The organism is Planctomycetota bacterium, assembly GCA_035574235.1.
In the GTDB taxonomy this organism is placed as follows: Bacteria; Planctomycetota; MHYJ01; order MHYJ01; family JACPRB01; genus DATLZA01.
The window spans coordinates 1-18,472 of sequence record DATLZA010000198.1 but is presented as its reverse complement, the minus strand read 5'-3'; the positions used below and the strand labels follow the sequence as shown (position 1 = coordinate 18,472).

Genomic DNA, 18,472 nt, shown 5'->3' with positions numbered 1-18,472 from the left:
CGCCGACGGACGCCGCCGATCAGTCTTCGAGATCCCGCACCCGCGGACCGTAGGCCCACCGCAGCCGCTCCAGGTAACCGTTCAGATACGCCCGCTTCCAGCCGGTGGAAAGATCGTCGTGGCGGCTCTCCAGCTGGTACGGATCGGTCACCAGCTCATAGTACTCCCGGGCTCCCCACTCCCCCTCTCGATACTCGACATAGAGCGCCAGGGGGGCCGCCGGCTCCCCCACCAGCGTCCGCACCGCGGAGTACGTCGGCACGGTGTAGCGCCCGCCCACCATCCAGTGCTCCACGAGGAACCGCTTTCGTCCGAGCCCCCCGCCGCCCAGAAGCGCGGGAACGAGCGACCGCCCGTCCATAACGCGTCCGGCCGTCGCGCCGGCCAGCTCCACCAGGGTCGGCGCCAGGTCCGTGTTGAGCGCCGCGTCCCTCACCTCCCTTCCGCCCGCCAGCCCCGGGACCCGAATGTACAACGGCACGCGGATCGCCTCCTCGTAGGCCGCGAGCTTTTCGGGAAGCCGGTGCTCGCCGTAGAAGTAGCCGTTGTCGGCGGTCAGCACGAGCACGGTGCGGTCGGCCTCCCCGGTCTCCTCCAACGCCTTCATCACCTCCCCGACGAGATCGTCCACCGCCCGCAGGGACGCCAGCCGGTCGCGGTACTTGCGTTCCAGCGCCGTCACGTCCGCCGGTCCCAGAAGCGGCCGCTCCCGGAGCCAGCGCGGCTTGTCCCTCGCGTCGAGCTCGTTGAACGACGGCGGCCGCGGCAGCTTCAGGAAGTCCGTCGAGCCCTCATGCCGGAGCGCCGGACGGATCGTCCACTCCCAGATGTTGCCGGACGACTCGTGGACTTCCACATGAGGCGCCAGCGGAGCCACCACCAGGAAGAAGGGCTGGTTGTCGTTGAGACGATCGCACTCGTGAACGAAGCGCACGCTCCGTTGCGCCAGAAAGTCCGTCTGATAGATCATGATCGGCTCATCGCTGGGGTCGCCATTGTCGTTGATGAAGTACCCGTAAACCTTGTACGTCGACGGATCGATCAGTCCCTGCCAATAGTCCCACCCGGGGGGAACCCAAGCCCTGTCCGTCGTCGCTCCATAGCCGTTGAGATACTTGCCCACATGGCCCGTCCGGTATCCGGCCTCCCGCAGCCACACCGGAAGGGTCGACGAATGATCAAGCGCCGTCACTCCCCCTCTTCCCGTCAAATCTCCGTTATGAAGCACCCCGTGGTTGTGCGAATACTGGCCCGTGAGGAACGTCGCCCTCGAAGGGGCGCACACGGCGTTCGTCACGAACGAATTGACGAAGCGGATCCCTCCGGCCACGAACGTCCGCTGGATGTGCGGAAGCAGCCCCGCCCGGAGCATCGTCTCGAGCGATCCCTCGTCCAGGTCGTCCGCCAGGATCACGACCAGGTTGGGCTTCGAGGCTTCCTGCGCCGTCGGAAAGCCGGAGGCCGGCGTCCCGAAAAACGCCAGGGCCGCCGCGATGATGAGGGCGATCGTCCGCATGAAATCCTCCTTTTCCCGTCGCCCTCCGTACGCGGCGAACGACGGACCATCCCGGAAATTCTCGGCGAAGACGGAAAGAAACCGGATCGCCGCTATAATCGAGCCCCGTGAGCCTGAGGCTTGAAATGCTCCAGGTCGCGCGCCTGGCGCCCAAGCTCCTCGAGGAGGCGACCGAGCGCGTCGCCGACTACCTGACGTCCGAGTTCAACCCGGACGGCGGCGTCCGGGACCGGGCCGGGCAAAGCGACCTCTACTACACCGTCTTCGGCCTGGAAGGGCTGATCGCCCTGCGGCGCGATCCTCCCGCCGCGCGGGTGCGGACCTTCCTCGAAGGCTTCGGCGACGGCGAGGGGCTCGATCTGGTGCACCTGGCCTGCCTGGCGCGCGCGTGGGCGGCGCTTCCGCGCGGAAGCCTTCCGCCCGACCGCGCCCGCCGGATCGCCGAGCGGCTCCTTCTACACCGCGCCGCCGACGGCGGCTTCGCTTCCCGCGCCTCCGCCGGCGGGGCGGTCTACCCTTCCTTCCTCGCCGCCGGCGCCCTCCAGGACCTCGGATGCGAAATCCCCGATCCCGACGCCCTGGCCCGCTCCGTCGCGTCCCTGCAGCTTCCGGACGGATCCTTCGCCAACGAAGCGGGAGCCCCCGCTGGAACGACCCCGACGACCGCCGCCGCGGTCACGCTGCTCCGCCGGCTCGGCCGCGAGCCTTCCCCGGAAACCGCCCGGTGGCTCCTGGAGCGCGCGCACCCCAAAGGGGGCTTTACCGCCGCCCCGGGAGCGCCCCTTCCCGATCTTCTCTCGACCGCCACGGCCCTGCACGCCCTGGCGGCCCTGAAAGTCTCCCTCGCGCCGATCGCGGAACGGACGCTCGATTTCCTGGACACCCTCTGGACCGGCCGCGCCTTCTGCGGCACCTGGGCCGACCCTCAGCCCGACAGCGAATACACCTACTACGCGCTCCTCTCCCTGGGACACCTGAGTCTCGTGTGAAAACCGCGTCGCTTCCGGACCTGGCCCGCCTCGAACGGACGCTCCGAACCGCCCGCCAGAAGCTTCTCGACGCGCGCACCGCGGGGGGCTTCTGGGAAGGCCGCCTCTCCTCGAGCGCCCTTTCCACCGCCACCGCCGCGGTCGCCCTCGAGATCGTCCGCCGCCGCGGAGGACCGGATTCCGGCGATCTCGTCGCCCGCGGACTTCAGTGGCTCACCGGGCATCAAAACGCCGACGGCGGCTACGGCGATACGACCGACAGCCCCAGCAACCCGAGCACGACGGCCCTCTGCTGGGCGGCGCTCGGACTGCGCCCCGAAGGCGCCGCCGCGTTCGCCCGCGCCGAAGCCTGGCTGCGCCGCGCCCTCGGCGATCTCTCTCCGCCGGCCTTCGCCTCCGCCATCGCATCCCGCTACGGGGACGACCGCACCTTCTCCGTCCCCATCCTCGTCCTGGCCGCGCTCGCCGGAAGACTCGGCGACGGACCCGAAGCCTGGGACGCCATCCCCGCCCTTCCCTTCGAGCTGGCGACCCTTCCCCGCGCGCTCTTCCGGTGGCTCGACCTCCAGGTCGTCAGCTACGCCCTCCCCGCCCTCATCGCCATCGGTCAGGCCCAGCACGCCCACCGCCCCAGCCCCAACCCCGTGGCGCGCCTCGTCCGGTCGCTCGCCCGCGCCCGGACCCTCCGGACGCTGGAGGCGATCCAGCCCGCCTCCGGAGGCTTCCTCGAAGCCACCCCGCTGACGAGCTTCGTCACGATGTGCCTGGCCTCGATCGGCCTGACGGGCCACCCCGTCGCCCGCCGCGGCGTCGAGTTCCTCCGGGCCTCCGCGCGCCCCGACGGAAGCTGGCCGATCGATACGAACCTGGCGACGTGGGTCACCACGCTTTCCGTGGAAGCGCTCGCCCGGTCCGGACCGCCCCTTCCCGAAGCCGACCGCCGCGCCCTGCGCGCCTGGCTTCTGGCCCAGCAGACGCGCACGGTCCATCCCTACACCGGTTCCCCGCCCGGCGGCTGGGCGTGGACGGATCTTTCCGGAGGCGTGCCCGACGGCGACGACACGCCGGGGGCGCTTCTGGCGCTCGATCTCCTGCGCGACGCCGTCGATCCCGAAGCGGACCGCGCCGCCGAGGCGGGCGTCCGCTGGCTCCTCGATCTTCAGAACCGCGACGGAGGCGTGCCGACCTTCTGCCGCGGCTGGGGGAAGCTTCCCTTCGACCGGAGCTGCCCGGACCTCACCGCCCACGCCGCGCGCGCCTGGAGCGCGTGGCGGCCGTGCCTGGGAGGAGGGCGCCTCGCCCGCCGCGTGGATCGGGCGCTCGAACGGGCGTTCGCGTACCTGAGCCGGGCGCAGCGCGCCGACGGCTCGTGGGTGCCGCTCTGGTTCGGAAACCAGGCCGCGCCGAACGAGGAGAATCCCGTCTACGGCACGTCGCGGGTCCTTCGGGCGGCCGGGCTGCCCGCCGGCGCCGCCGCGCGCGGCCTCCGCTGGCTCGAGGCCGCCCAGCATCCCGACGGCGGCTTCGGCGCCGCTCCGGGCGTCCCGCCCACGATCGAAGAAACCGCTCTTGCGGTCGAAGCCCTGGCCGCGGCGGGGGGATCCCCGGACGCCGTCGCCCGCGGAGCCCGGTGGCTGGCGGAACAAACGGAGGAGGGCCGCCGGTTCGAGCCCTCCCCCATCGGCCTTTATTTTGCGCGTCTCTGGTACTCGGAGGCGCTTTATCCTGTAATCTTCACGGTCGCGGCGCTCGGACGCGCCCTGGACCGTGGGCCATGAAGACGATCTATCTCGACTACAACGCCACGACGCCCCTGGACCCCCGGGTCCTGGAGGCGATGCTCCCCTTCTTCCGCGAGCGCTTCGGCAACCCCGCCAGCCGGCACCACCGCCTGGGCTGCGACGCCGCGGAAGCCGTCGAGGCCGCCCGGGCCGACGTGGCCGCCGTGCTCGGCGCCGACCCGCGGGAAATCGTCTGGACAAGCGGCGCGACCGAGTCGAACAACCTCGCGATCCTCGGAGCGGCCGCCGCGCCCGCCTACGCCTCGCGCGATCGGCATATCGTCACCGTGGCCACGGAGCACCGCTCGGTGCTCGACCCCTGCGAACACCTCGAACGCCGCGGCTGGAAGATCACGGTCCTCGGCGTGGACCGCGACGGCGCCGTCGATCTCGACCGCCTGTCGCGCGCCGTGACGGATCGGACGCTTCTCGTTTCCGTCATGCACGCCAACAACGAAACCGGCGTGCTCCAGCCGATCCGCGAAATCGCGGCGCTCTGCAAGGCGCGCGGGGCGCTTTTCCACACGGACGCCACGCAGTCCTTCGGGAAGGAGCCGATCGACGTCCGCGCCTGGGGGATCGACCTTCTGAGCGCCAGCGCCCACAAGATCTGCGGCCCCAAAGGGGCGGGATTTCTCTACGTGCGCCGCCGGGATCCGCATGTCCGGCTGGAACCCCTCCTTCACGGCGGCGGCCACGAACGGGGGCTCCGCTCGGGCACGCTCAACGTCCCGGCCGTCGTGGGACTCGGCGCCGCGGCGGCGATCTGCCGGGCCGAGGGCCCCGCGGAGCGGGCCCGCATCCGCGCCCTCCGCGACCGCCTGGAAAAGGGAATCCTTTCCGCCCTTTCCGGCGTCGAGGTCAACGGCCATCCCGAACGCCGCGTGGCGACCACTTCGAATCTGAGCTTTCTCGGCCTGGACGGGGAGGTTCTGATGAAGGCGATCCCCGGCGTGGCGGTCTCCTCCGCCTCGGCCTGCACGAGCGCGCGGCTTCAGCCCAGCTACGTGCTCGGGGCCATGGGGCGCGACGACGAACGCCTCCGCGGAAGCATCCGCTTTTCCCTCGGGCGCTTCACCACTCCGGAGGAGATCGACGCCGCCGTCGCGGCGGTCGTGAGCGCCGTGAACGCCCTGAGGACCGCCGCCCGGCGGGCGTGACGATTCTCCGCCCAAGAAGGGCCCCCTTCGTCCCTTCTTTCAGGAAGACCGACCTATGGAATCCGGAGCATTCTCCGCGGAAGGTCAGGCGCGCGTCACCCAGCTTCTCATGAAGCACCGCGCCGAGCTTTTCGCCTATCTCATGGCCGCGGTCCGGAACCTCCACGACGCGGAAGACCTCCTCCAGGACGTGTCGCTCGCCGCCAGCGCGTCCTGGTCCCAGTACCGCCCCGGCACGCCGTTTCTCCCCTGGGCGCGCGAGATCGCCCGGCGACGCATCCTCCACTACGGCAAGCGCCGGGGACGGCGGCCCGCTCTTCTGGAGCCCGGCGTGCTCGAACAGCTCGACCGCGCGGCGGCGGACTCCGAGGAGCCCCTCGATCCGCGGCGCGCCGCCCTCCGGAAATGCCTCGAAGAACTGGGCTCCCGCGGCCGCCGGATCCTCGAAATGCGGTACGGCGACAAACTCGACGTCCCTCGGATCGCGGACGTCCTGGGGCGGACCGTCCAGGCGGCCTACGCCCTCCTCAAGCGCACCAAACAGATCCTCCGCGAATGCGTCCAACGCCGTCTCTCCGCGCCGGCGCCGGGAAAGTGAGGCTCCATGACGCCCCGCGACGACGAACTTCTGGAGCGCGCCCTGGCGGGCCTGCTCGACGCCCCGGAGGAAGACGCCCTCGCCGCGCGCCTGCGGGAGGAGCCCGCGCTCGCCCGCCGCCTGATCGCGCTGGCCCGGGAGGAGGCGCTCCTGGCCGAGGCGGTGGCCGAAACGCGCGCGGAGCGCGCTCTCCGGAAGAAGGCGGTCCGCCGGCCCCTCGGGACATTGGCCGCCGCGGGGCTCGCCGCCGCCGCGCTGGCGGCGGTTCTCCTGCGGGAACGATCCGCGCCTCCCGGAGGCGAAGAACCCGCGCCGGCCGTCGTCTCCTCCGCCGGCCCCGCGTCCGCCCGCGTGGGCGAACGCCTGGAACCGGGACGGACGCTCCGGACCGGCCCCGGAGGACACGTCGAGCTGCGCTTCGAAGACGGCACCCGCCTTCTGTTCGGCCCCGAAACCGAGGCCGTCCTGGCCCGCCCCGCGCCCGCCCGGGAAGTGCGCCTCGCCGCCGGAGCGCTCCGGGCCGAGGTCACCCCCCTCCCTCCCGGCGAAAGCTTCTCCTTCGTGACGCCGCACGCGGAGGCCCGCGTTCTGGGAACCGTGCTGCGCCTGACCGTGGAGCCCGCTTCCACCCGCCTCGAAGTCGAGGAGGGCCGCGTCCTCTTGGCCCATTCGGACGGCGGCGCGCCGGTCGAGATCCCGCACGGCCGCTTCGCCGTGGCCGAACCCGGCCGGCCCCTGACGTCCCTGCCTCTGCGCGGAACGGGGCTCCGCGGAGAGTACTACGAACGTCCCGATTTCACGCGCCTGCGCCGGACCCGCGTGGATCCCCGCGTGGACCTTCCGCTCGAGGCGCCCGCGGCGCGGTGGACCGGCAAGATCCTTCCCCCGGCGCGGGGACTCTGGACGTTCCACGTCCGGGCCCCCGGCGCGGCGCGCCTGTGGATCGCCGGAACGCTCGTTCTCGAACATTCCGGAAGGCCGGACGCCCCGGAAACGTCCGGCTCTCTCGATCTGCCGGGGTGGCGGCCGGCGGACCTGCGGCTCGAATGCGCCGGTCCCCCCGGCGCCGTGCGGCTCTCCTGGAGCGGCCCCTCGCGGCCGCGGGAAGTCGTTCCTCCGGAAGCGCTCTTCCCCGCCGCCGGAGGGTCCGGCCTCAAGGCCGAATACTTCGACAACGCCGACCTCACGGCGCTGCGCGTGACGCGCGTGGATCCGGAGATCGATTTCGCCTGGGGCCTGAGGGCGCCCTATCCCTCCCTCGATCCCGACTACTTCTCCGTCCGCTGGACCGGGTTCGTCGAGCCCGCCGCCTCCGGACCCCATACCTTCCACGTCGTCTCCGACGACGGCGCGCGACTGTGGGTGGACGGGAAACTCCTCATCGACGACTGGACCGTGCGCGGCACGCGCGAACGCACCGGAACGATCGACCTCGAGGCCGGCCGCCTCTACGAGATCCGGCTCGAATACTTCGAATGCGTCTCGATCGCCAACGTCCGGCTGCTCTGGTCCTGGCCGGGTCAGCCGCCGGATGTGGTCCCCCAGGGCCGCCTGTATCCGGCCCCGTGACGGAGGAAAACGAACCCGTGCGGATGCTTCTGGCTCTTCCGATCGTCCTCCTCGGTGCCGGCCGGGTTCCGCCGGACGGGCGGCGCGCGCCGCTGGAGCTCCTGTCCGCGCGCGCCCTGGACGCGGCCGACCGCACGACCGTCCTTCTCGTCGTCCGGAACGTCCTCGCCCGACCCGTCGAAATCCGCGATCTCGCCGTCGCCGGAGCGCCGATCGCCGCGCACCTCGAGCCCGCCGGGCCCCGGGCGCCCGGCCGCGGCGTGGACTGGTACGACATCCGCCCGCGCACGCTCGGCCCCGGCGCCGCCGGGGCGATCCTCCTCGGACACATGGCCCGCGCGCTCCGCGAGCCGGCGCTCGCCCTGCGGGCGATCACCGACGCGGGCGAAGCCGATCTCTCCGGCCCCGCCCCTCGGCCGGAATCCCTCAAGGTCGCCGTCGCCGCCTTTTCGGCGGATCTCCGGAAACTCACGCTCCTGGTGCGCAACGACGGGGCCGCTCCCGCCGCGCTCGGACCCGCCGAGTTCAACGGACGCCCCGTGCCGGCGCGCGTCCGGGGCTCGCCCGTCCCGCCGGGCCACCTGGCCGCGGTCGAGCTCGACGTCACGGCCGCCTGCGGCGAACCGTGCGTCCTTCGCCTCGAAAGCGACGCCGGACGCGCCACGGCCGCCTTCCGGGCCTACCCGGCTGAGTCCCTGAACTATCCCTTCTGGGGACAGCACGCCGACCGGCGCGACCTGGCGGAAAAGCACATGGACGTCCACGTGACGCGCGCCGAGGGACACGCTCAGGTGGCCGAGGAGATCGAGCGGCACGGCGGCCGCATGCCCGAGTCCCTCGAACGCACGCTCGCCCGGCGCGCCGCCGAGTTCGGCCGCGCCCCCGACGCCTGGGCGTGGTACATGCAGGACGACGCCGGCTGGGGCCGCCCCCGGCCGCAGACCCTCCTGGCGCTCGGAGCCTTCCTCCGCGAACACGGCTCCCCCCAGCCGCAGTTCCTCTGCAATCCCGCGGACCTCCGGCGCTACGCCTGGACGCACGATCTCTACATGAACTACCATTACCACGTCACCGGAGAGAGCCGCGACCCCACGGTCTTCGGGGACGAGCGCTCGCTCGACGAGATCCGGACGCTCAACGAACCGGCGCCCATTCTCTATCTCGTGGACGCCGTGGGACAGTCTTCGCGCTGGATCACGCCCGCGGAGGAGGACCTGGCCTCGTACGCGATGCTCGGCCGGGGGGCGCGCCTGTTCGGATGGTTCCTCGTCCCCTCGGTGTGGGATCAGGGAACCACGCTTCACGGAGGCATCGATCCGTTCGAAACCCGCCCCTGGCGCTATCAGGAGGGCGCCACGGCGTGTGTCCCCGTGTGGAACCGGATCGGCCAGATCGCGGGCTTCCTCAAGGCGCTCCATCCGTTCCTCGCGGCGGGCGCGCCCTTCGCGGGACGCCTGCGGCCCGACGGTCTGGAAGTCCTCCCGGTGCTCTGCCGAACCGAGCTTCTCGTGATCACCCTCCTCAACCGCCGCCTCCGGTGCTCCTATCCGCGGGATTTCCCGGACGGCTCCTCCTGGGGCGGAATCGAGCTGAAACCCCATCGCGGGGTGACGATCCTCCAACCGCTCCCTCCCGCGCTCGATCCGGTCGCCGGAGTCCTCGCCTTCGACCACGACCGCGGCTTCCGCGAGGCGCCCTTCCGAATCGAGGGGGGAAAGCTCGCGGTGGAGGTGGACGCGGTGGACACGGCCACGATCCTTCTGGCCGGCGGCCGGGAGACGCTCGAACGGATCCGGAAGGACGCCTTGGGCCGTTTGAAGGGCGGCGCGCCGGGGAGTCCCATCCGCCCGCATCTGTTGATCACGCCTCAGGAGGCCGCGCCCGGAACATGGGCCGATCCCGCCCGCGCCTCCCGCGCCGAGATCCGCATCGCCGGCCCGCGCGCGGCCGGATCCTGGATCCGCGCCGCGCTTCCCGCGGATCCTTCGTCGCTCGGACACTTCAATCCGCACTCGGTGACCGCCTTCAGCTCGGGAACCCCGCTCGAGGTCAAGGTGGACCATTTCCGGCCGGTCTACCGCCCCGCCGAGGGGACGCGCCCGTGGTCGCTCGGCACGAACGATCCGAACGCCGCGCTGGAGGCCGACTCCGAGGGCGTGCGGATCGTCTCGCGCTTCAAGGAAGGCCGCTACGGCACCGTGCGGCTGGCCGCGCCGCTCGACCCCCGCTACGACGTGCTCGAAATCCGGCACCGCATCGAGGGCCGCCTGGAGCCGATCCTCCACCTCCAGAGCGGCGGCCGCAGCCGGAGCGTCAACCTTCGCGCCGCGCTCGAGGGCAGGGTCCGTTCGGCCGGGGAGCTGGTGCCGGGTCCGGAGGGGCGTTTTCCCCTCAGCCGCATCCGCTGGCGATCGCTTCCGGGCGCGGAGGATCCCGACGTCTCCTCCGCCGGGTTCGGCGCCCAGATCTACGAGGGCGTTTACCGCTTCGGCGAAATCCGCCAGGCCCGAAGCGCCCCGCTCGTGTACGTGCGTCTGCCGCGCGAGGTCCCCGCGGGGGAAACCTTCACGGCGCACGTCTACTGGCACGACTCGCCCTTCCCCCCCGAGGACACGCCCTTTCTTCCGGAAACCCAGCGGCCGGCCGACGCCGCCGACGCCCAGGTGGGTCCCCCGCAAGGATTCGGCCCGGCGGCCGTGGACGCCTCGGGACTCTCGACTCAAGCTCAGGCGGAATGCGCGTGGGTGGAGGCCCGGGACGCGGAGGGGCGGCTTCTCGGGTGGGAGCCGCTGCGCACGGCGGACGGCCGGCGCTGGACGTGGCGCGCCCGTCCGGCGGGCCCCTGGGTGCGGGCGTACGCCGCCGCCGCGTCCGGCCGCGTGGTGGCGGTGGATCTCGAGCGCCCTCCGGAAGCGCCGCGGCTCCGGGAGATCGCCCGCGTGGAAGGACAGGTGGAGTCGCTCGCCTGCTCGCGGGACGGAGCGCTCGTCGTCGCGGGAGCGGATCGCGTTTACGCTTTCGGCGGCGACGGGCGGCGGCGCTGGAGCTTCGACCTGGGCGAGAACCGACGCCAGCAAGCCCGCTACGGACCCGGCCGGAACGTCGATCGGATCGAGATCCGCGCCGACGGCGCGGTGGAGGCTTCCACGTTCCGCTTCAACGAGAAAACGCGCCGGTACGAGAACGCCGTGACGGTGATCCTTTCGCCGGACGGAAAGGAGCAGGGGCGTGTCCCGTATGATTGGAAGGGCCGTCCCCCCGGGAAAGACGACGGTTCCTGGCCCCCGTACGCGCTCCACCGCTTCCGCCTGGCGGACGGCTCGAGGATCGCGGCGACGACGCAGGGAGTGATCCAGCGCCGGGCTCCGGAGGGAGGCGTTCTCTGGGAAGCGCGGCGCCCCGGCCGGATCGACGCCGCCGTGGTTCTCGAAGACCGCGGGAGGCTGGTCCTCGCCTGGAAGCGTTATCCGAACGCCTACGACTGGCGGTGCGTGCCGACGCTCGAGACGCTGTCTCTGGCGGACGGCTCCGTCCTGCGCCGGGCCGAGGGCGTTCCGCACGACGATTTCGGCCATTTCGGGACGGACCTGCGTCTGGCGGCGACCGCGGACGGAAGGATCTTCCTCGGCGACGCCTCGGGGCGAATCTACGCGGATCCGTGACGAGGAGGGCTTTATGGCGGCGCTTCTGGCGTTGGCGCTCTGGACGGCTCAGGAGGCGGCGGAACCCCCGTGGGAACCGAACCCCGGGTGGAAGATCGAGGGCGGCGTCATCGAACGCGTGGACCGGGGAGGGAATCTCTGGACCCGCGAAACGTACGGCGATTTCGTCCTGACGCTCGAGTTCAAGATCCCGCGGGGCGGAAACAGCGGCCTGATTTTCCGCAGCCGCGACAACGTCGAGCACCAGATCGAGATCGTGGACGACGCCGGACGTCCGCCGCATGCGGGCTCCACGGGTTCGATCTTCCGCCGCTGCGCGCCGCGCGAGAACCGCACGAAGCCCGCCGGCGAGTGGAACGCCGTCGAGCTCGAAGTGCGCGGCCGGGCGGTGAGTCTGACCCTGAACGGCGCCCGGGTGATCGAGAACGCGATCGTGGACGATCTTCCGTTCCGGGGTCCGATCGGACTGCAGGACCACGGGACGCCGCTCTGGTTCCGGAACGTCCGCGTGCGGCGGCTCGATCCTCGGCCGCCGCTGCCCGAGGACGCCCCGCCCCTCGGGGCCGCCGAGACGCGCGGGTTCATGATGAACCTCGCGCGGTACGTCTTCGAGCACCACCTCAAGAAGGACGAGCGCTCCGAGCAGCGGGGAATGATTTACGAATACGTCGACGTGACGAAGAAGGACGGCCCCGGCCGGTGGGTGCAGGGCGAGGCGCTCGACACGATGCACGACGGCGCGTGGTTCGGCGCGGCGCTCGGCACGGCGGGGCGCGTCACCGGGGATCCTTTCTACGAGGAGTTCCTCACGCGGTGGGTGCTTCCCTTCTACCTCAAGATGCTCCTTCACTCGGACACGCTCTTTTCGGCCAAGCGGGACGATTCGGCCCCCGACGCCCCCCGGTTCGACCGGGAACATCTCTTCCAGGAGGGCGAAAAGGGGTTCGTCCCCTACTGGTGGGATGACGGAGCTTCGGTGAGCCTGGAAGAAGTCCGCCGGCGGACGGGCCGTCCGGCCTTTCCGGCGACCGACCGTCTGGCGGGAAAGCCCAATCCCGAGATGCGCCTGGACGGCTGGTCCCACGGCAGCTCCAACCACCTGGCGCAGGATGTGGCGGCCCTGCTCCTGGTGTCGTGGCTCGGGCTGCGGGAAAAGGACCCCGCGCGCGCCGCCGAAATCGCGGAGGCGGCCCGCCGGCTCCAGGAATGCCGCGCCCGGCACGGAGCGCCGGCCATTCCGATGTGTCTGGCCGCGGCGGGACTGACGGGCCGGGACGCGGCGCTTCTGCGGCGGATCCCGGAGCCGCGCGAGGGCGATCCGGCCAATCCCACCACGCGGTGCCTGGCGCCGCGGGACATGGAGCGCCGCGAGTCCACGCCGGGATTCGCCGACGATCAGGAGTATCACTACTACGCCGGAATCGCCCGCGCGGGCGGCGAGATGCCCCACCCGCTGGCCTTCCGGCTGGTCTACGACGCCTACACGATCCCGATGCTCTTCCGCTACGCGTGCGACCACCGCGCGGTCCCTCCCGGAATCAACCGGTTCGACCTGGCCGGTCTTGCGTTCAAGGGCGGCAAGCCCGAGGCGTACGGATCCGACCGGCCCGCCCCCTTCGGGTCCCGCCTGGGACCGCAGAACATGGTCGTCTCCGGATGGGCGCTTCAGGCGCTCCGGGCCTTTCCGGGACTCTGGGAGGAACGCTACCGGAGGAGCTTTTCCGAGGACGTGCGCGTCCGCTTCCTCGACGAGGGAAGAAGCTACACGATCAACGCGAAACCCGAGCCGGGAGCGTCCGATCCGATCGTCCTCGGGGAGGTGACGCTCCGGCTCGTCAGTCACCGCAACGCCCTTCTGGCGGCCGGCACGGCCCGGGGCGATTCCGCCGTCATCCGCTTGCATGGCCATCCGGATTCCGGCGCGCCCTGGGCGAAGGTGACGATCCGCAAGGACCGTTCCTGCGTCGCCGTCAACGACCGGGGCGAACCGCTGCGGGTGGCCGGGCATGCGCTGCCCGCGGAGGGGGGCTTCGAATTCGAGTTCGCCCTTCCGTACACCGTGGTCAAGGATCAGCGCCCGTGGGCCAACGGCCTGGAGCACGCCCGCTACGCCGTTTCGGTCGGCGAGGCGCGCCGGACGTTTTATCTGGCGTCCACCGAGGAGCAGGTGATTCGGGCGCTGGAGCGGGAGCTGGGCCGGGGGCTCGGGACGTGGGAGCGGATGTTCGCGGAACGCGGCTATATTCCGACGGGCCTCCTGGGCCGGTGGGAGCACCTGTCCGACTCCGGCGGCTACGCGCACCTTCTCAAGGCGGGGGCGCAGTGGCTGCTTTATCTTGAAAAGCGGCGGGACTGGGAGCTTCACCGCGTGCCGCGGGTCGAGTAGTCTACGTCAGGCGCCATCCTTCGCGGTACTCGTACCCGAGGGCGCGATCGGCTTCCGGCGAATTGACGATCTTTCCCGCGACGGGATCGTATTCGAGCTCCGTGTCCTCGAAGAGGGTCGCCACCGGTCCCAGCATCAGGAACTCGTTGAAGGTCGCGGCGTATTCGAAGCGCGCCAGAGGAGGCTCTCCGCCCCGGCAGGCATGGACCCAGTCCTTGTAGTGTCCGCGGGAGGGCGGCAGGGTTCGGGGACGGGAAAGGTCCACGCCCTGGAACGCGCGTTCGGGCAGGAGGGTGATTTCCGTATTGTGGCTCCCGGTGAGGAGGACTCCGCGCCGGCCGACCAGGAGCGCTCCCGCGCTCTTGAAGAGTTTCTCCTCGCGTTCCTTGGGAAGGCCGTGGTCGCGGAGGAGGGCGAGGATCCGGTCCCGCGAGCCGGGGGCCATGTCCGGAGCCGGACCGTGATGCCAGGTGAAGGTGACCGGCGGCCGGGCGCCCCGCGCGGGGACCTTCCAGCGGATCGTTTCCCAGCGCGGGAAGGACAGGCGGTTGAGCTCCGAGAACTCGGCCCGCACGCGGATGCGGGCGGGTTCCGGGCCGGGCTTCCAGAGATCCGCCACGTCGAGCGCCATGAAGGCGAGATTTCCCGTATGGGGGCCGAAGTTGCCGAGTTCCCCCGCTCCGGTGTCCCGCCAGTGGCAGCGGGCGATCCAGCGCGGATGATACGGCCGCCACGCCACGGGCCCCAGCCAGAGATCCCAGTGGAAGCCTTCCGGGACGGGCTCGGACCCCTGCGGGGCCTGCCGGTGGTTCTGCCCGCCGCGCGGGAACCAGAGGATCACCTCCTCGACGTCGCCCAGGACGCCTTCGCGCACGAGCTCCACGCCGCGCCGGAACTGCGCGCTCTGGGTGCCCTGGTTCCCCATGGACGTCGCCGCGCGGTGCCGCGCCGCCAGGTCGCGCAGCGCGCGCGCCTCGCGGACGTTGATCGTGAGGGGCTTTTCGCAGAGGACGTGCTTTCCGGCCCGCAGCGCCGCGGCGGCGATCACGGCGTGGGAGTGGTCCGGCGTGGCCACGACGACCGCGTCGATCTCGCCGCCCGCCTCGTCGAGCATCCGGCGGAAGTCGGGGAAGAACTTCGGGCGGTTTTCGAGGAGCCGCCGGTAGACCTCGGCCGTTCCGGCGCGCTCCTTCCAGATCTCGTAGACGCGGGGGATCTTGCGCTCGTCCACGTCGCAGAGGGCGGTGACGCCCGCGTTCTCGTAGAGGTGCAGGGCGGGGATGAAGGCGGTGGCGGCCGCGTAGCCCGCGACGCCGACGATCGCGAAGTTGAGGCGTTCGTGGGCCGGAAAGGCGCGGGCCGCGCGGGCGGCGGGGAGCGCCAGGATCCCCATTCCGGCGGCGCCGCCCTGGGCCAGGAACCGGCGTCGGCTGATCTTCATGGCTGATCCCTCCTCGTCCTTCAGGGACGGGCCGGGCCGGATTAGGCGCCCAATCGGCGGGCGGGGCGGCCTTGTATCTTAGGCAGGAGGCCGAACATGAGAGGATCGATGAGCCGCCGGGAGTTTGTCGGGCTGACGGCCGCCGCGGGGCTGGCGGCGGGGGCGCCCGCCTGGGCGCGCGGGGCCAACGAGAAGATCATCGTCGGCGTCATGGGCGTTTCGCGGGCCTACGGCGCGCCGGCGCGGCCGGGCCGCGGAACGGGGCTGGCGATGGGGCTCGCCCGGATTCCGGGCGCCGAGGTGGCGTACGTGTGCGACGTGGATCGCGCCTATCTCGACGCGGCGGTCGCGGACGTGGCGCAGGTTCAGGGGCGGCCCCCGCAGGGGGTGACGGATTTCCGGCGGATCCTCGACGACAAGGCGGTGGACGCGCTCGTCATCGCCACGCCCGACCACTGGCACGCCCCGGCGGCGATTCTGGCCCTGGGGGCGGGCAAGCACGTCTATGTCGAGAAGCCCTGCAGCCACAACGCGCGCGAGGGGGAGCTTCTCGTCGAGGCGGCCCGGAAGCATCGCCGGATCGTTCAGCACGGCACGCAGCGGCGGAGCTGGCCCAGCCACATCGAGGCGGTGGCCGCGCTGCGCCAGGGCGCCATCGGCCGGGTGCTGTACGCGCGCTGCTTTTATCTGTTCAGCGACCGTCCTTCGATCGGCCGCGGGAAGGCGGTGCCGCCGCCGGAGACGCTGGACTGGTCGCTCTGGCAGGGGCCGGCGCCGGAGCGCCCGTTCCGGGACAACTATGTGCACTACAACTGGCACTGGTTCTGGCACTGGGGGACGGCGGAGCTCGGCAACAACGGCGTCCACACCCTCGACGTCTGCCGCTGGGGCCTGGGGGTGGACTATCCCGTCCTGGCCGCCTGCGTGGGGAGCCGCCTCAGGTACGACGACGACCAGGAGACGCCGGACGCGTCGATCGCCACGTTCCAGTTCGAGAACGGGACGACGATCACGTGGGAGCAGCGCAGCTGGGGCGGGCGGAGTCCCGCGGATCCGTCCTACCAGGTCGCCTTCTTCGGCGACCGGGGGACGCTGACGATCTCGGGAAGTTCCTGGTCGATCTACGACAAGTCCGGCGCGGAGGTCGCCAAGGGATCCTCTCCGGCGGGGGACGAGACGCATCTTCGGAACTTTCTGGACTCGATCCGCGGCGAGGCGCGTCCGAACGCGGAGATCGAGGAAGGCCACAAGAGCGCGCTTCTGTGCCATCTGGGCAACATCTCCTGGCGGACGGGGCGGATGATCCGCTTCGATCCCAAGGCCCGGAAGATCGTGGGCGACCGGGAGGCGGAGGCCTACTGGAGCCGCGAGTACCGGCCCGGCTGGGAACCCCGCGTGTAGCGCCGGCCCGCGCGTCCTCTCCTGGAGGCCGGCCTTTCCCCCTCCACGGCGGAAGGCCCGTAACGTTTCGGGCCCGCGCGGCTCTGTGGAGGGCGGGAGGTCCGTCGGATTTCGACACTCGTACGTGGGGAGGACGATCGATGAGGTTTCCGAACGCGCTGAAGGTCTCGGTCGGGATGGTGCTCGTGGCGGCCGCCGCGTGCGTCGAATCGCCGCAGGCCGGGCAGGAGCGTCCGGGGGGCGGGCCGGCGGGCGATCCGGACCTGTTCTTCCTGGTTCAGGCGGCGCTCCTGAATGTCGGGGAGGTGGAGGCGGGGCGGGTGGCGGCGGAGCGCGCGGTTTCCCCGGAGGTCAAGGAGTTCGCCCGCCGGATGATCGAGGAGCACACGAAGGCGCAGCGCGACCTGACGGAGCTGGCCGGGAAGAAGGGCGTCGAGGTGCCGTCCAAGCCGGACGAGGCGCACGCGATGCTTGTGTCGCACCTTTCGAAGCTCGAGGGCCGCCGGTTCGACGCGGAGTATCTCGCGCTCATGACGGCCGCGCACGCCCGGGCGGTTTCTCTTTTCGAGAGCAAGGTCCGGCTGGCGCGGGACCCGGAGATCCGCGCGTGGGCGGAGCGGACGCTGCCGGCGCTCCGGGAGCACTGGCGGATGGCGCGGGACCTGGCCGGCAAGGCGGCCGGCGCGGGCGAGCGCTGAGGCGCGCGGAGCGGGGGCGGGCGCGGCGCTCTTCGACCGGCTCGTCGATCCCGCGGTGGTCGATCGGTGTCGACCGCCGAACGTCGAAAGCTCACGAAGGAGATGGCTTCCGAGGCCGCCCTCCCGATCACGATGGGGTGCGGCGAGGCGTGCCCGGTCGTGCCGGGCCTTCGACGGAAGGATTGGCCGCTCGAGGATCCTGAAGGGAAGCCCCCGGACCGTGTACGGGGCATTCAGGACGAAATCGAGCGCCGCGTCCGTCAATTGATCGAAAAAGAAGGCTGGTCGAGAGGGAGCCGGTGACCCGTTCCCTGAGCGCGGATCGTGGCGCGCCCGTCAAGGGGGCGTTCCCGGACGCGCGGCCCGCCGGGAGCGCGATCGGGCGAAGAAGCGCTTGAGGTTTTCCGGAAGCTCGACGGCCTGCGCCGGAGCGACCGGCCTCCCCTCCGGACGACCGTAAGCTTCCCGCAGAATAAGCTCGAGAAGCAGCGGCGCGGGCGGCGCTTCGTAGTCTTTTCCCCGCCACGTCCAGACCCGGCAGGAGATTCCGCGGCATTCGGAGCACGCGTTTTCCCGGACTTCGGGGGCCGCGTCGCGGCCGTTCAGCCGCACCGTCGGGGAGCTGACGAACCGGAGCGTCCGGGCCTGGGCGGCCGTGCGGACCTGGATCGTCCGGAGGGACACCTCCGTTCCGGCAGGATCCAGGATCCGCCGGGCTTCCTCCACGGCCGTCCGGAGCGCCTCTTCCGTCTCGCGGCATCTCGTGCAGGCCGTCCGATCGAGATAGAGAAATTCGACCTCGACCGCGCGTCGCGGCGCGCCTCCGTCCCGATTTTCCGTTCCGCAGCCGTTCATGGCTCCGTTTCTCCTTTCACGCGGAAGGACGGGGCGGGGCCCGAAAGGACGCAGGAAAAACGGGGTTCGCGGGGGGCGCACTCGAGGAGGTTCCCGCGCCGGTCGCGTTCGACCCGGCAGCAGGCCAGGAGCGCCTCGCGGAAGCGCCGCCGGGCCCTCTGGACGCGGGATTTGGCGGCGCTCCACGTCAGGCCCAGTCGTCCCGCGAGCTCTTTCTGAGGCCGGCCTTCGAGGTCGGCGAGTTCCAGGGCTTCCCGATCGTGCGGCGGGAGCTGTTCGAGGAGGGGCGCCACGCAGGGGACGGCCGGGGACGCCGCCGGCTCGGGCGGAGGGGCCGGGACCTCGGCGGGAAGGGGCCGCAGGGAGCGCCGGCGGTGGTGGTCGGCCGCGGCGCGGCGCGCCAGCTGAAAGAGCCA

General features: G+C 71.5%; 13 protein-coding genes. 9 read left to right on the top strand and 4 right to left on the bottom strand.

Going from position 1 to position 18,472, the window contains the following annotated elements:
• Positions 1–19: 19 nt before the first annotated feature.
• Positions 20–1,516: a sulfatase gene (locus VNO22_18480; GenBank protein HXG63364.1), complete on the bottom strand. Its 1,497-nt coding sequence runs from the start codon at positions 1,514–1,516 to the stop codon at positions 20–22.
• Positions 1,517–1,623: 107 nt separating this feature from the next.
• On the opposite strand from VNO22_18480, the gene VNO22_18475 reads away from it, so the two are divergent.
• From VNO22_18475 to VNO22_18445, 7 genes are read left to right on the top strand one after another with little or no spacing between them, the layout of a single operon-like run.
• Positions 1,624–2,505 (top strand): prenyltransferase/squalene oxidase repeat-containing protein, encoded by an 882-nt coding sequence (locus VNO22_18475; protein HXG63363.1) that lies wholly within the window; start codon positions 1,624–1,626, stop codon positions 2,503–2,505.
• A complete protein-coding gene (locus VNO22_18470; GenBank protein ID HXG63362.1) occupies positions 2,502–4,283 on the top strand; it encodes a prenyltransferase/squalene oxidase repeat-containing protein in 1,782 nt (593 codons plus the stop codon). The genes VNO22_18475 and VNO22_18470 overlap by 4 nt, the downstream gene beginning before the upstream one ends.
• Entirely contained in the window at positions 4,280–5,446 is a 1,167-nt protein-coding gene (locus tag VNO22_18465; protein ID HXG63361.1) for a cysteine desulfurase family protein, read from the top strand. The genes VNO22_18470 and VNO22_18465 overlap by 4 nt, the downstream gene beginning before the upstream one ends.
• A gap of 55 nt (positions 5,447–5,501) precedes the next feature.
• Entirely contained in the window at positions 5,502–6,044 is a 543-nt protein-coding gene (locus VNO22_18460; GenBank protein HXG63360.1) for a sigma-70 family RNA polymerase sigma factor, read from the top strand.
• Positions 6,045–6,050: 6 nt separating this feature from the next.
• Positions 6,051–7,613 (top strand): PA14 domain-containing protein, encoded by a 1,563-nt coding sequence (locus VNO22_18455; GenBank protein ID HXG63359.1) that lies wholly within the window; start codon positions 6,051–6,053, stop codon positions 7,611–7,613.
• Entirely contained in the window at positions 7,610–11,275 is a 3,666-nt protein-coding gene (locus VNO22_18450) for a hypothetical protein (protein ID HXG63358.1), read from the top strand. The genes VNO22_18455 and VNO22_18450 overlap by 4 nt, the downstream gene beginning before the upstream one ends.
• 13 nt (positions 11,276–11,288) lie before the next feature.
• On the top strand, positions 11,289–13,661 hold the full coding sequence (locus tag VNO22_18445; protein HXG63357.1) for a DUF1080 domain-containing protein: 2,373 nt from the start codon (positions 11,289–11,291) through the stop codon (positions 13,659–13,661).
• Between the two features lies 1 nt (position 13,662).
• On the opposite strand, the gene VNO22_18440 is transcribed toward VNO22_18445, so the two are convergent.
• Positions 13,663–15,102: a Gfo/Idh/MocA family oxidoreductase gene (locus tag VNO22_18440; GenBank protein ID HXG63356.1), complete on the bottom strand. Its 1,440-nt coding sequence runs from the start codon at positions 15,100–15,102 to the stop codon at positions 13,663–13,665.
• Between the two features lie 96 nt (positions 15,103–15,198).
• Between VNO22_18440 and VNO22_18435 the strand changes: the two genes are divergently transcribed.
• Both VNO22_18435 and VNO22_18430 read left to right on the top strand, forming a co-directional pair.
• Positions 15,199–16,503 (top strand): Gfo/Idh/MocA family oxidoreductase, encoded by a 1,305-nt coding sequence (locus tag VNO22_18435; protein HXG63355.1) that lies wholly within the window; start codon positions 15,199–15,201, stop codon positions 16,501–16,503.
• Positions 16,504–16,643: 140 nt separating this feature from the next.
• Entirely contained in the window at positions 16,644–17,201 is a 558-nt protein-coding gene (locus VNO22_18430) for a DUF4142 domain-containing protein (protein HXG63354.1), read from the top strand.
• A 336-nt stretch (positions 17,202–17,537) separates the two neighbouring features.
• Here VNO22_18430 and VNO22_18425 read toward each other — a convergent pair whose 3' ends face one another.
• Together VNO22_18425 and VNO22_18420 are read right to left on the bottom strand one after the other, a co-directional pair.
• On the bottom strand, positions 17,538–18,056 hold the full coding sequence (locus tag VNO22_18425) for a DUF2703 domain-containing protein (protein HXG63353.1): 519 nt from the start codon (positions 18,054–18,056) through the stop codon (positions 17,538–17,540).
• Positions 18,053–18,472 (bottom strand): sigma factor-like helix-turn-helix DNA-binding protein (locus VNO22_18420; GenBank protein HXG63352.1); only part of this gene is annotated, 420 nt, incomplete at its 5' end. The genes VNO22_18420 and VNO22_18425, both read right to left, overlap by 4 nt.

Bases quoted from the DNA above. Each gene is read 5' to 3' on its own strand.
- VNO22_18480 (HXG63364.1), bottom strand. From the start codon at position 1,516: ATGCGGACGATCGCCCTCATCATCGCGGCGGCCCTGGCGTTTTTCGGG.
- VNO22_18465 (HXG63361.1), top strand. From the start codon at position 4,280: ATGAAGACGATCTATCTCGACTACAACGCCACGACGCCCCTGGACCCC.
- VNO22_18460 (HXG63360.1), top strand. From the start codon at position 5,502: ATGGAATCCGGAGCATTCTCCGCGGAAGGTCAGGCGCGCGTCACCCAG.
- VNO22_18455 (HXG63359.1), top strand. From the start codon at position 6,051: ATGACGCCCCGCGACGACGAACTTCTGGAGCGCGCCCTGGCGGGCCTG.
- VNO22_18445 (HXG63357.1), top strand. From the start codon at position 11,289: ATGGCGGCGCTTCTGGCGTTGGCGCTCTGGACGGCTCAGGAGGCGGCG.
- VNO22_18440 (HXG63356.1), bottom strand. From the start codon at position 15,102: ATGAAGATCAGCCGACGCCGGTTCCTGGCCCAGGGCGGCGCCGCCGGA.
- VNO22_18435 (HXG63355.1), top strand. From the start codon at position 15,199: ATGAGAGGATCGATGAGCCGCCGGGAGTTTGTCGGGCTGACGGCCGCC.
- VNO22_18430 (HXG63354.1), top strand. From the start codon at position 16,644: ATGAGGTTTCCGAACGCGCTGAAGGTCTCGGTCGGGATGGTGCTCGTG.
- VNO22_18425 (HXG63353.1), bottom strand. From the start codon at position 18,056: ATGAACGGCTGCGGAACGGAAAATCGGGACGGAGGCGCGCCGCGACGC.